Genomic DNA, 12,862 nt, shown 5'->3' with positions numbered 1-12,862 from the left:
GCCCTGGAGGTTTTGTTCGGCGCCGGGGCTCTTGCCCTGGCGCCCGATCCGATTAGCTAGCGACGATATTGACCAGTTTGCCGGGCACCACGATCACTTTGCGGATCGTCAGGCCTTCGGTGAAGCGCAGCACGTTTTCGTTGCAGCGAGCGGCGGCTTCGACTTCTTCGCGACTGGCGCTGGCAGGCATGTCGATCTGGCCGCGCAGCTTGCCGTTGACCTGAATCACCAGTTGCAGCGTGTCCTGTACCAGGGCGCTGTCATCCGCGACGGGCCATTGGGCATCGATCACCGCGCCGCTGTGGCCCAACTGGCTCCACAGGTCGTGGCTGATGTGCGGGGTGATCGGCGCCAGCAGCAGGACGACAGTTTCCAGGCCTTCCTGTACCAGCGCACGGTCCTGCTCGGTGACCTGCGGGGCTTTTTCCAGCACGTTCATCAGCGTCATCACCTGGGCGATAGCGGTGTTGAACTTGTGATGCTGGCCCACGTCCTGGCTGGCTTGCTTGATGGCCAGGTGGGTGCTGCGGCGAATCAGTTTTTGCTCGTCGTTCAGCAACGCCACGTCCAGTTTGCCCGGCAAGCCCTGGCTGATATGGGCATGCGCCAGGCGCCAGACGCGCTTGAGGAAGCGGTGCGAGCCTTCGACGCCGGAGTCTGACCATTCGGCGCTCATGTCGGGCGGCGAGGCGAACATCATGAACAGGCGGCAGGTATCGGCGCCGAACTGGTCGATCATCGACTGAGGGTCAACGCCGTTGTTCTTCGACTTGGCCATCTTCTCGGTGCCGCCGATTTCCACCGGCAGGCCGTCGGATTTCAACTTGGCGCTGATCACCTTGGCCTTGCTGTCACGCTCAAGCTCGACGTCCGCCGGGTTGAACCAGGTATAGGCGCCATTGGCTTCGCGGCGATAGTAAGTCTCGGCGATCACCATGCCTTGGGTCAGCAGGTTCTTGAACGGCTCGTCGGAACTCACCAGGCCTTCGTCACGCATCAGTTTATGGAAGAAGCGCGCGTAGAGCAGGTGCAGAATCGCGTGTTCGATACCGCCGATGTACTGATCCACCGGCAACCAGTGGTCAGCTGCGGATTTTTCCACCAGGCCGCCTTCATAGTGCGGCGAGGCGTAGCGGGCGTAATACCACGAGGACTCGACGAAGGTGTCCATGGTGTCGGTTTCACGCTTGGCAGGTGCACCGCATTTCGGGCAACTGCACTCGTAGAACTCGGGCATGCGCGCCAATGGCGAGCCGGCGCCGTCCGGCACCACATCTTCTGGCAGCACGACCGGCAGTTGATCTTCTGGCACCGGCACGTCGCCACAGCTTTCGCAGTGGATGATCGGGATCGGGCAGCCCCAGTAGCGCTGGCGGCTGATGCCCCAGTCGCGCAGGCGGAACTGGGTGCGCGAGGCACCGAGGTTTTTCTTGATCAGTGCGACTTCCATGGCGTCGAAGGCACCGACGAAGTCCAGGCCGTCAAACTCGCCGGAGTTGATCAGGGTGCCGTGCTCGCCGTAGGCGTCTTGCCATGGGGCCGGGTTGGTATCGCCGGAGCTGGTACGCACCACCGACTTGATCGGCAGGTTGTACTTGGTGGCGAACTCGAAGTCGCGCTCGTCGTGGGCCGGCACGGCCATTACTGCGCCATCGCCGTAGTGCATCAGCACATAGTTGGCGACCCATACCGGCAGTTTCTCGCCGGTCAGCGGGTGTTCGACGAACAGCGAGGTCGGCAGGCCTTTTTTCTCCTGGGTGGCGACGTCGGCTTCAGCCACGCTGCCGCCTTTGCATTCGGCGATGAACGCCTGCAGCTCAGGGTTGTTCTGTGCAGCCTGGGTGGCCAGCGGGTGTTCCGCGGCCACGGCCACGTAGGTGGCGCCCAGCAGGGTATCCGGACGGGTCGTGAAGACTTTCAGTGCGCCCTCTGCGCCGATGGAATCGACGTTGTACGGGAACTGCACTTCCATGCCCTTGGACTTGCCGATCCAGTTGCGTTGCATGGTCTTGACCTGTTCAGGCCAGCCCGGCAGGTCGTCGAGGCTCGACAAGAGTTCATCCGCGTAGGCGGTGATCTTGAAGTAGTACATCGGGATTTCGCGCTTTTCGATCAGCGCGCCGGAACGCCAGCCGCGGCCGTCGATCACTTGTTCGTTGGCCAGCACGGTCTGGTCGATCGGGTCCCAGTTCACGGTGCCGCTTTTTTTGTAGATCACGCCTTTTTCGAACAGGCGAGTGAACAGCCATTGTTCCCAGCGATAGTAATCGGGCTTGCAGGTGGTCACTTCGCGGGACCAGTCCACGGCCAGGCCCAGGCTGCGCAGCTGGGTCTTCATGTAGGCGATGTTTTCGTAGGTCCACTTGGCGGGCGCTACGTTGTTCTTCATCGCGGCGTTTTCCGCCGGCATGCCGAAGGCGTCCCAACCCATGGGTTGCAGGACGTTCTTGCCGAGCATGCGCTGGTAGCGGGAAATCACGTCGCCGATGGTGTAGTTACGCACGTGCCCCATGTGTAGCTTGCCGCTGGGGTAAGGGAACATCGATAGGCAGTAGAAAGTCTCCTTGCCTGGCTGTTCACTGACTTCAAAGGACTTTTGCTCGTCCCAGAAGGTTTGGGCGGCATTTTCTATTTCACGGGGCTGATATTGTTCGTGCATGGCTACTTTTGAACTGAATAGGGGTGGCCTAATCCTCTTCGGTGCAACGTTCGGGTTGATCGACACCAAACAGCGGCGCGTCCGTGCCCAAACCCTGCGGGAAGTGGAGTTACAGGAAGCGCCGTAGCATACATGACCCCACTCTATCGAGGGAAACCCTGATTGCGCAGCGCAGGCCGTTGGTCGCGGCGTGCGGTTGGTTGCGTCAGCACAGCTACGCTGTTTATTGGGGAGTGAGACTTATCTTTAATGAGGTGAGGGGATGGTAGATTCGCAGCGAATGAGAACGAAACCGCAAGTGTATGAAGGACTGATCGACCGCTTGGGTCGAGCACTGGACGCAGCAAGAACCGCAGGTCGATTGCGTGACGAGCGGCCTGATGAGCTGGAACTGCGAGGCTTGAGCCCTGCAGAGTTTGAAGTGATCAAGGCCTACCTGGACTTGAACGCGTGCCCAATCCCGCAATGGGTGGCTCCTGTGCCAGCCAGGGAGCCGGTGCGATCGTCCAAGGTGGTATGGCTCAAGGACTTGTCGACCGGCCGTGGCCCGGAAAAGCTGCGGTCTGCACGATTCAAGTAACTTGATCAGCGTTATCCGCCGCGTGTAAAGATTGTCGCTAAACCCCGTTACACCTTAGGCTTCGGGCATCTTTGGAGATGCTCGATGCCTATTCGTTATTTCATCAAACAATTACTGTTGCCCCCCGGCATTTTCTTGCTGCTGCTGGCCCTTGCCTGGTGGTTTCGCCGCAGCCGCCCGCGCTTGGCCGGGGGATGCTTTGCCTTGGGGTTTGGCGGGATGTGGCTGATCAGCCTGCCGGTGATGGTGGAGTGGGGCGCCCGCGCGCTGGAAACCGAACCGCCATTGGCCCTGGAAGACTGGGCCGGCCTGGCGCAACGAGCCGATGCCATTGTGGTGTTGGGCTCGGGTCGTGAGCGGGGCGATCCGGCCTGGGGCGCTGATCAGCCGACCGGTATCGGCCTGGAGCGCCAGCGCTATGCCGCGCGATTGGCCAAGGCGTCGGGGCTGCCGGTGCTGACCACCGGCGGCCTGCACTATGGCACGCCGCCCAGCGAGTCAGAGTTGATGGCGGTGTCGATGCAACAAGACTTTGGCGTGGCCGTGCGCTGGAAGGAAGAGCGTAGCCGCACCACCTGGGAAAATGCACAGATGAGCGCCGAGATCCTGTTGCCCCAGGGCGTCAAGCGCGTGGTGGTTGTGACCCAGGCCTGGCATATGCCGCGTTCCGTGTGGAGCTTCGAGAAAGCCGGCTTTACCGTGGTGCCGGCGCCGGTCGGTTTCCTGGGCGTGGACAACGCTCGGCCGCTGGGCGGCTGGATGCCGGAGTTCAAGTCGATCTGGCAGAGCGGGCAGTTGATCAACGAGGCGGTGGGGCAGGTGGGTTACCGGCTGTTCTATCGCTAACACCACACATCAAAATGTGGGAGCGGGCTCCCACATTGGGTTTTGTGTGTCTGTCAGACAGTCTTGGCCATGCGCCCGGCCAGCAGTGCCCAGCCAAACAGCCCCAGGCACAGGATGATCAGCGGCCACGAACGCCATTGCAGGTACGGCGTCAGGTTGTGCATCGGCACCACTTCCCCGTAGAGAATGCCGCGCTCGAACTGCGGGATCTGCTCGGTGATCTGCCCAAACGGGTTGATCAGGCCGGTCACGCCGTTGTTGGTGGCGCGGATCATCCAGCGGCCGGCCTCCAGGGCACGCATCTGGGCCATTTGCAGGTGCTGCAAGGGGCCGATGGAGGTGCCGAACCAGGTGTCATTGCTGATGGTCAGCAGCAAGTCGCTGCGGGCGGCGAGGTCTGCAGCGAACTCCGGGTAGACCACTTCGTAGCAGATATACGGGGCGATCTGATAGCCCTTGGCTTGCAGCAGAGCCTGGTCTTCGGGGCCACGGGCAAAGTCCGACATCGGCAGGTCGAAGAACGCAATCAGTCCGCGCAGCACATCCTGCAGCGGCACATACTCGCCAAAGGGCACCAGCTTCTGCTTCAAATAGGTGCCATCACCCTGGCCGACCACGGTGATGCCATTGAAGTAGCGCTTTTCATGGCGTACCTCCTGGCGAATCGGCACACCGGTGATCATTGCGCCGTTCCGGTCGGCGGCGAACTTGCCCATCATCCCCAGATAACCCTCGACGGACTCCTTGAGCACTGGCACGGCGGTTTCCGGCCAGATCAGCAGGTCCACGCGCTTGGAGGCAAAGCTCATGTCGCGGTACAGCGCCAGTTGCTCGTTGAGCTGCGCTGGGTCCCATTTCATGCTCTGCTCGACATTGCCCTGGATCGCCGCGACGGTTAGCGGTTCACCTGCGGGGCTGGTCCAGGCGTGGTGCTTGAGCGCCAGGCCAATGGCCCACGGTGCGACCAGCAGTACCAGGCCGGTGCCGACAAACACGTTGCGCCTGGCTGCCAGCAGTCGCGGCAGGTTAACAATCAGCGCAGCGCTCAGGGCCAGGGCAAAGGAAATCAGCCACACCCCGCCCAGCGGCGCGAGCCCGGCCAGCGGCCCGTCGAGTTGGCTGTAACCGGAGTACAGCCAGGGGAAACCGGTGAGGAACCAGCCGCGAAACGCTTCCTGGCCCACCCACAGTGCAGCAAACGCCAAGGCGTCGGCCAGCGGCGCTTCGTTACGGCGGATCCAGCGGGCCCAGAGCCAGGCAGGCAGGGCAAAGAACAGGGCAATCGCCGCGGTGAACGCCAGCATCAGCAGCCCGGCCAGCAGCACCGAAGCCCCGCCGAAGTGATGGATGCTGTAGTAAATCCAACTGGTGCCCGCGCCAAACAGGCCAAACCCGAAACACCAGCCACGCCCGAAGGCCTGGCGCGGGGTCAGTTGGCGCATCCCGGCATAGAACACCCCGACCGCCACCAGTGCCAGCGGCCAGATATCGAATGGCGCCAGCGCCAGGGTGGTGATAGCACCGGCCACCACGGCCAGCAGGTTACCGGGCCAGCCGGGTGCGGTGAGACGGCGCATATCAGTCCTTAGCGGGCAATAGGTGTCAGGCGGATCAGGTGGATGCGGCGGCTGTCGGCATTCAGGATGCGGAAGCGATAGGCGCCGATCTCGGTGGTTTCGTTACGCTTGGGCAGATGGCCAAACGCACTCATCACCAGGCCGCCCACGGTGTCGAACTCATCGTCGGAGAATTCGCTGTCGAAGAACTCGTTGAAGTTCTCGATCGGCGTCAGCGCCTTGATCAGGAAGTCACCGCTGGGCAGTGGCTTGATGTAGCTGTCTTCTTCGACGTCGTGTTCGTCTTCGATATCGCCGACGATCTGTTCGAGCACGTCTTCGATAGTTACCAGGCCGGCAACGCCGCCGTATTCGTCAATGACGATGGCCATGTGATTGTGGTTGGCGCGAAACTCGCGCAGCAGCACATTCAGGCGCTTGGATTCAGGCACGAAAGTGGCAGGACGCAGCAGGTCCTTGATGTTGAAGCTGTCGCCGTTCTCCTTGAGGATCAGCGGCAGCAAGTCCTTGGCCAGCAGGACACCCATGACTTCGTCATGGTTTTCGCCGATCACCGGGTAGCGCGAGTGCGCCGAGTCGATCACGGCCGGGAGAAATTCCCGTGGGGTCTGGGTCGCCTTGATGCTGATCATCTGCGAGCGCGGGACCATGATGTCACGCACTTGCAGGTCAGCCACCTGGATGGCGCCTTCGACGATGGCCAGCGCTTCGCTGTCCAGCAACTTGTTCTGATGGGCCTCGCGCAGAAGCTCCAGCAGCTCCTTGCGGTTTTTCGGCTCGTGGGCAAAAGCCTGGGTCAGTTTGCCCAGCCATGACTTTTGCCCGTTGCTCGATCGGTCTTCGCTCATAGCGATTACTCTAAATCCTTGATTGTTTCAGTTGAGTGTCGATTAGTGTTCGTCGTCTGCATAGGGGTCAGGATGCCCCAACTCTGCAAGCAACGTTCGTTCCAGTGCTTCCATTTCTTCGGCTTCTTCATCATCTATATGGTCGTAACCCAACAGATGCAAGCAGCCGTGCATGACCAAGTGGGCCCAGTGGGCCTCAAGAGCCTTGCCTTGTTCCTTCGCCTCGCGCTCTACCACCGCGACGCAGATCACCAGGTCACCCAGCAGCGGGATATCCAGTAGTTCATCCGGTACGTCGGCGGGAAATGACAGTACGTTGGTCGCGTAGTCTTTCTGGCGCCAGGTGTGATTCAGCTCGCGGCCTTCAGGCTCGTCCACCAGACGAATGGTAAGTTCCGAGTCAGCGGTGCGCTGGCGCAGGGCCAGTGTGCACCATTGGCGAAACTGTTCTTCGCTGGGGGCTGGCGCTTGGGTGGCCAGTTGCAGGTCAAGCTCAAGCATCGCGGCGATTGTCCTTGGACAGGCCGTCATCGCGGTGTTCGAAGCGCTCGTAGGCCTCGACAATGCGCTGGACCAGCGGGTGACGCACCACATCCTTGGGCATGAAGTGGGTAAAGCTGATCCCCGGCACGTCCTTGAGGACTTCGATCACCTGGCCCAGGCCCGATTTGGTGCCCTTGGGCAGGTCGACCTGGGTGATATCCCCGGTGATCACTGCCGTGGAGCCGAAGCCGATCCGGGTCAGGAACATCTTCATCTGCTCGACCGTGGTGTTCTGGCTTTCGTCGAGGATGATAAAGCTGTTGTTCAGGGTCCGACCGCGCATATAGGCCAGCGGGGCGATCTCGATCACCTGGCGTTCGATCAGCTTGGCGACGTATTCGAAGCCGAGCATTTCATACAACGCATCGTAGAGCGGGCGCAGGTAGGGGTCGATCTTCTGGGCCAGATCGCCGGGCAGAAAGCCCAGTTTCTCGCCGGCTTCGACCGCCGGGCGCACCAACAGGATGCGTCGCACCTGTTCGCGCTCCAGGGCGTCAACCGCACAGGCGACGGCCAGGTAAGTCTTGCCGGTACCGGCCGGGCCGATGCCGAAGTTGATGTCGTTGCCGAGGATCTCTTTGACATAGCGCTGCTGATTCAAGCCGCGTGGGCGAATCATGCCTTTTTTGGTGCGCAGCGCCACGCTGGCTTCGGCCACCGGGTTATTGGCCAGGTCTTCTACGGCGGATTCCTGCAGGTACAGGTGCACGGTTTCCGGCGACAGCTCGCTACCCTTGGTTTCACGGTAGAGGCGGCGCAGCAGGTTTTCTGCAGACGTAGTGTGCTGGGGTTCACCAATGAGCTCGAACTGATTGCCGCGGTTGCGGATCTCGATGCTCAGGCGTTGTTCGATCAGGCGCAGGTGCTCGTCGAACTGTCCGCACAAGTTGGCGAAACGGCGAGCCTCAAACGGCTCAAGGAGAAAACGATGGGGTTCTGCTATGGGTGCGTTCAAGGTTGCTTTTAGCCGCCCTTTGGCTGTTTAGGTGAAATAGAGGATAACGCCAGCCGCCAGTGTGCGAAAGCACTTAAATGGACTGGCTCCACTCTCGATAACAATGAAGAACCCCTGTGGGAGCTGGCTTGCCTGCGATAGGGTCGGCCCATTCAAAAGAGATACTGCCTGTTACATCGCTATCGCAGGCAAGCCAGCTCCCACATTTGATCTACATTTGTCCCCGGATCTGTCCCGTCAGTTGATCAGCGAACCGCGCAGCGAGTGCGGTTGCGCCGCGTCGATGTGCACGTCGGCAAACTGGCCGATCAGCGTCGGGTTATCGCAGCGGAAGTTGACGATCCGGTTGTTCTCGGTCCGTCCCTGCAATTCGCCCGGGTCTTTCTTCGAGTAATCGGTAACCAGGATGCGCTGGGTTGAACCGACCATTTGTCGGCTGATCTCGAAACCCTGCTGGTTGAGGCGATGTTGCAGTGCGTTCAGACGCTCTTTTTTCAACGCCTCCGGGGTTTCGTCCGCGAGGTCCGCGGCTGGTGTGCCGGGGCGCTGGCTGTAGACGAAGGAGTAGGAGAAATCGAACCCGACGTCTTCAATCAGCTTCATGGTCTGCTCGAAGTCTTTTTCGGTCTCGCCAGGGAAGCCGACAATAAAGTCCGAACTGATGCAGATACCCGGCACGGCGGCGCGCAGTTTGCGCAGCTTGGACTTGTACTCCAGGGCCGTGTGGTTGCGCTTCATTGCCGACAGGATACGGTCCGAGCCCGATTGCACCGGCAAGTGCAGGTGTTTGACCAGCTCCGGCACTTCGGCGTGGGCCTGGATCAGGCTGTCGGAGAATTCCAGCGGGTGCGAGGTGGTGTAGCGGATGCGCTCGATACCGTCCACCGCCGCGACCACGCGAATCAGCTCGGCCAGGTCCGCCAGGCGCCCGTCGTGGGTCTGGCCACGATAGCCGTTGACGTTCTGCCCCAGCAGGGTCACTTCACGCACGCCGTTTTCAGCCAGGTGGATGATTTCTGACAGCACATCGTCGAACGGCCGACTGACTTCTTCGCCACGGGTATAAGGCACCACGCAGAAGGTGCAGTACTTGCTGCAACCTTCCATTACCGACACGTAGGCGCTCGGGCCATCGATGCGTGGCTCGGGCAAATGGTCGAATTTTTCTATTTCCGGGAACGAGACGTCCACCTGCGGCAACTTGGTGATGCGCGCAGCGTCGATCATCTCCGGCAGGCGATGCAGGGTCTGCGGGCCAAAGACCACGTCGACATAAGGTGCGCGGTCGCGAATGGCCGCGCCTTCCTGGCTGGCCACACAACCGCCAACGGCGATTACCATGTCCGGGTTGGCCAGTTTCAATTCACGCCAGCGACCCAGCTGCGAGTAGACCCGGTCCTGGGCCCGTTCGCGGATCGAGCAGGTATTGAGCAGGATCACGTCGGCATCTTCGGCGCGCGCCGTGACTTCCAGGGCCTGATGTTCACCCAGCAGATCGACCATGCGCGAGCTGTCGTACTCGTTCATCTGGCAACCGTGGGTTTCGATGTAAAGCTTCTTGGCCATGGGAATCGTCAACTGGTGGTAAAGAACCGCGCATTATAGGGGGCATGCCCATTGGTTCCTAGCACTGTGCATCGGGTGCCATGCTATAGTTCGCGCCCTCATTTATATCCGCCGATGTGCTGCCCGCCCCCCATGACCAAACGTGAAGCTCCAATCTACAAGGTGATTTTCCTTAACCAGGGCCAGGTGTTCGAAATGTACGCCAAGCAGATCTATCAAAGTGATCTGTGGGGCTTCCTGGAAGTGGAAGAGTTCGTCTTTGGCGAGCGCACGCAGCTGGTCGTCGATCCGGGCGAGGAAAAGCTCAAGGCCCAGTTCGAAGGCGTGGTGCGCAGTTTTGTGCCGATGCATTCGATTGTGCGCATCGATGAAGTCGAGCGCCTGGGCACGCCGAAGATCAGCGAAGCGCGGGGCATGAGCAATGTCATGCCGTTTCCGATGCCGATGCCTGAGAAGTAAGCTTTTTAGACCGCGTCGCGCCCATCGCAGGCAAGCCAGCTCCCACATTTTGATTTGTGAACACATTCAAATGTGGGAGCTGGCTTGCCTGCGATGGCGTCAGAAGGGTTTAGATAATGTCAGGGCAGCGGCGAGAAAGGCGAACGCCCATCCGCACTCTGCAACTCCAGCAGATAATTGCGGAAAATCTGCCCCAGCACCTGGGTCGCCACTTCCAACTCATCACGCTGCATGTGCTCGGCCACTTCATCGGCGGTGTCGAGCGCATCTTCGGCGCCATTGACCGCCGCCATCTTCAGCACGATATACGCCTGCACGTTATTGGCCGGCACACCTTCACCATGAAAGAACATGCTGCCCAGCTTGAATTGGGCTTGCGCATGCCCCTGCAACGAGGCTTTCTCGAAAAAGCTCAGGGCTTTATTGAGGTCACGGGAGGGATTCTTGTCGTCATAGAAGAATTCGCCCAACTCGTATTGCGCCTGCGCATCCCCGCCATCGGCCAGGGTCTGGCAGGCGCTCAGGGCCTCGGCCTGGCTTTCTGGCTGAGTATTGAGGGTGCAACGACCCATCGCTGGGATCAACAACGAGTTGCCGCCCGCTTGTGCATGCGCAAGCAGCGGTTGAAGGAGCAACAGGCAGCCCAGAACCAGGGTGCGGCCGGTGCGTTTCATGGGAATCGACTTACCTCTGACGGGGCGCGTGGAACCACGTGGGGATCCAATAAGCGCGCATTATGAAATAAGCAGGCCTCTGCTTACAAAGTCTTTACTCGTTTTTCTGCTGCGTGGGCAAGTTATCTGCCGGATTGCAGGTGATTTCTCGAAAAAAGAAGGAAATTTCTGTAAGCAAGGTAGCAAATCTGACGCCGCCAGGGGCGACGTCAGGTTTTGGCTGGCTTACTTCAGTGCGGCGAAGGCACGCTCGGCAGCATCCAGGGTCAGTTTCAGCTCGGCTTCGCCATGGGCGATGGAGGTGAAGCCGGCTTCAAAGGCACTCGGTGCCAGGTACACACCGCCTTCGAGCATCAGGTGGAAGAAGCGCTTGAACAGGTTGGCATCGCTGCCCATCACATCGTCAAAGGTCACGATGTCGTCGGCGCCACTGAAATACAGGCCGAACATGCCACCGGCCTGGGTCGTGACGAACGGGATGCCCGCCGCATCGGCGCGTTGTTGCAGGCCGTCCAGCAGGCGCGTGGTGTAGTCGGTCAACTCGGCATGGAAGTCCGGGCGGCTGATCAGGCGCAGGGTAGTCAGGCCGGCGGCCATGGCCAATGGGTTGCCGGACAAGGTGCCGGCCTGGTAGACCGGGCCCAGTGGCGCGATGTGCTGCATGATTTCGCGCTTGCCGCCGAAGCAGCCCACCGGCATGCCGCCGCCGATGATCTTGCCGAAGGTGCTCAGGTCCGGCGTGACGCCGTAGTAAGCCTGGGCGCCGCCGAGGGCAACACGGAAACCGGTCATCACTTCGTCGAAAATCAATACCACGCCGTGTTTGTCGCACTGCTCGCGCAGGCCTTCGAGGAAACCCGGCGCCGGTGGCACGCAGTTCATGTTGCCGGCGACCGGCTCGACGATGATGCACGCCACGTCCTGGCCGACTTCGCTGAGCATTGTTTCGACGGCAGCGATGTCATTGAACGGCAGCGTCAGGGTGTGCTTGGCGAATGCCGCCGGCACGCCTGCCGAGCTCGGTACGCCCTGGGTCAACAGGCCCGAACCGGCCTTGACCAGCAGGCTGTCGGAGTGGCCGTGGTAGCAGCCTTCGAACTTGATGATGCTGTCGCGGCCAGTGAAGCCACGGGCCAGGCGGATCGCGCTCATGGTCGCCTCGGTGCCGGAGCTGACCATGCGCACCATCTCCATCGACGGCACGATCGAGCACACCAGGTCCGCCATTTCGGTTTCCATGGCGGTTGGCGCGCCGTAGGACAGGCCATGCTCCAGTTGCTTGCGCACCGCGTCCAGCACGTCGGGGTGGCTGTGGCCGAGAATCATCGGGCCCCAGGAACCCACGTAGTCCACATAGCGCTTGTCATCTTCGTCGGTGACGTAGGCGCCTTCGGCGTGCTTGAAGAACAGCGGGGTGCCGCCAACGCTCTTGAACGCACGCACGGGGGAGTTCACACCGCCGGGGATGTGTTTCTGGGCATTGGCAAACAGGGTTTCGGAACGAGACATGGGCAGGCTCTCTGAATTCAGGATTTAAGGAGTTCGTTGAAGGCGCGGGCGCGGCGCGTCACTTCCTGGGGGCTGTCGGCACCGAACAGGCCGTGGACCACGGCCAGCAGGTCGGCGCCGTGCTCGACCAGGGGCGCGGCATTTTCCAGGGAGATGCCGCCGATCACGCAGATCGGCACCTGCAAGCGGGCGCGGGCCTGGGCGAGCATTTCGAGGGTGGCTGCCGGGGCGCCGGGTTTGGTGCTGGAATTGAAGAAACGGCCAAAGGCGACATAGCTGGCGCCTTCGCGCGCGGCCTGTTCGGCCAGTTCGATCTGGCTATGGCAGGTGGAACCGATGATTGCATGGCGCCCCAGCAACGCACGGGCCGGGGTCAGCGGGCCGTCGGTCTGGCCGAGGTGGACGCCGACGCCCAGGCGCGCGGCCAGTTCGGCATCGTCATTGATGATCAACTGGGTCTTGTAGCGCGAGCACAGTTCACGCAGGGCTTCGGCTTCGCGCAGGCGCCGGGCCTCGTCGCTGCTTTTATCGCGGTACTGCAGCAACGTCACGCCGCCTTCCAGCGCGGCCTCGACGTAGGACAGGAACTTACCGGCCAATAGTTGGCTGTCGGTAATGGCATACAGGCCACGTAGTTTCATCGAGC

The 12,862-nt window shown here is 61.0% G+C and carries 12 protein-coding genes; 3 read left to right on the top strand and 9 right to left on the bottom strand.

From position 1 onward, the window contains the following. Positions 1 to 52: 52 nt before the first annotated feature. The gene (gene leuS, locus FJD34_RS26800) at positions 53 to 2,659 is read right to left on the bottom strand and encodes a leucine--tRNA ligase (RefSeq protein WP_090292140.1); all 2,607 of its coding nucleotides are present in this window, start codon (positions 2,657 to 2,659) and stop codon (positions 53 to 55) included. A gap of 262 nt (positions 2,660 to 2,921) precedes the next feature. Here leuS and FJD34_RS26795 point away from each other — a divergent pair, with 262 nt between their 5' ends. Together FJD34_RS26795 and FJD34_RS26790 are read left to right on the top strand one after the other, a co-directional pair. Next, a complete protein-coding gene (locus tag FJD34_RS26795; protein WP_032861710.1) occupies positions 2,922 to 3,239 on the top strand; it encodes a hypothetical protein in 318 nt (105 codons plus the stop codon). A gap of 84 nt (positions 3,240 to 3,323) precedes the next feature. Beyond that, positions 3,324 to 4,085, top strand: a complete 762-nt coding sequence (locus FJD34_RS26790; protein WP_090292138.1) for a YdcF family protein — start codon at positions 3,324 to 3,326, stop codon at positions 4,083 to 4,085. Positions 4,086 to 4,138: 53 nt separating this feature from the next. Here FJD34_RS26790 and lnt read toward each other — a convergent pair whose 3' ends face one another. The 5 genes from lnt to miaB all read right to left on the bottom strand — a co-directional run bounded on the left by lnt (position 4,139) and on the right by miaB (position 9,574). Next, positions 4,139 to 5,662: an apolipoprotein N-acyltransferase gene (gene lnt, locus FJD34_RS26785; RefSeq protein WP_090292136.1), complete on the bottom strand. Its 1,524-nt coding sequence runs from the start codon at positions 5,660 to 5,662 to the stop codon at positions 4,139 to 4,141. An 8-nt stretch (positions 5,663 to 5,670) separates the two neighbouring features. Next, positions 5,671 to 6,510 (bottom strand): HlyC/CorC family transporter, encoded by an 840-nt coding sequence (locus FJD34_RS26780; protein ID WP_032861714.1) that lies wholly within the window; start codon positions 6,508 to 6,510, stop codon positions 5,671 to 5,673. Positions 6,511 to 6,552: 42 nt separating this feature from the next. Beyond that, positions 6,553 to 7,011 carry an rRNA maturation RNase YbeY gene (gene ybeY, locus FJD34_RS26775; RefSeq protein ID WP_065942800.1) on the bottom strand — a complete coding sequence of 153 codons (459 nt, stop codon included), beginning with the start codon at positions 7,009 to 7,011 and terminating at the stop codon, positions 6,553 to 6,555. Then, on the bottom strand, positions 7,004 to 8,008 hold the full coding sequence (locus FJD34_RS26770) for a PhoH family protein (protein ID WP_029292238.1): 1,005 nt from the start codon (positions 8,006 to 8,008) through the stop codon (positions 7,004 to 7,006). The genes ybeY and FJD34_RS26770 overlap by 8 nt, the downstream gene beginning before the upstream one ends. Before the next feature lie 237 nt (positions 8,009 to 8,245). Further along, positions 8,246 to 9,574, bottom strand: coding sequence for a tRNA (N6-isopentenyl adenosine(37)-C2)-methylthiotransferase MiaB (miaB, locus tag FJD34_RS26765; RefSeq protein ID WP_032861716.1), 1,329 nt, complete (start codon positions 9,572 to 9,574; stop codon positions 8,246 to 8,248). A gap of 132 nt (positions 9,575 to 9,706) precedes the next feature. On the opposite strand from miaB, the gene FJD34_RS26760 reads away from it, so the two are divergent. Continuing rightward, positions 9,707 to 10,033 (top strand): DUF1820 family protein, encoded by a 327-nt coding sequence (locus tag FJD34_RS26760; protein WP_003215457.1) that lies wholly within the window; start codon positions 9,707 to 9,709, stop codon positions 10,031 to 10,033. 119 nt (positions 10,034 to 10,152) lie between these two features. Here the strand turns inward: FJD34_RS26760 and FJD34_RS26755 are convergent, their stop codons facing one another. The 3 genes from FJD34_RS26755 to thiE all read right to left on the bottom strand — a co-directional run bounded on the left by FJD34_RS26755 (position 10,153) and on the right by thiE (position 12,857). Beyond that, the gene (locus FJD34_RS26755; RefSeq protein WP_032861717.1) at positions 10,153 to 10,707 is read right to left on the bottom strand and encodes a tetratricopeptide repeat protein; all 555 of its coding nucleotides are present in this window, start codon (positions 10,705 to 10,707) and stop codon (positions 10,153 to 10,155) included. Positions 10,708 to 10,932: 225 nt separating this feature from the next. Further along, on the bottom strand, positions 10,933 to 12,216 hold the full coding sequence (gene hemL, locus FJD34_RS26750; protein ID WP_065942801.1) for a glutamate-1-semialdehyde 2,1-aminomutase: 1,284 nt from the start codon (positions 12,214 to 12,216) through the stop codon (positions 10,933 to 10,935). A gap of 17 nt (positions 12,217 to 12,233) precedes the next feature. After that, a complete protein-coding gene (gene thiE, locus FJD34_RS26745; RefSeq protein ID WP_090292133.1) occupies positions 12,234 to 12,857 on the bottom strand; it encodes a thiamine phosphate synthase in 624 nt (207 codons plus the stop codon). Positions 12,858 to 12,862: the final 5 nt, after the last annotated feature.

Source organism: Pseudomonas brenneri, from assembly GCF_007858285.1.
GTDB classification, from domain to species: domain Bacteria; phylum Pseudomonadota; class Gammaproteobacteria; order Pseudomonadales; family Pseudomonadaceae; genus Aquipseudomonas; species Aquipseudomonas brenneri.
The sequence above is the reverse complement of the archived record's forward strand: the minus strand, read 5'-3'. Positions and strand labels throughout refer to the sequence as shown.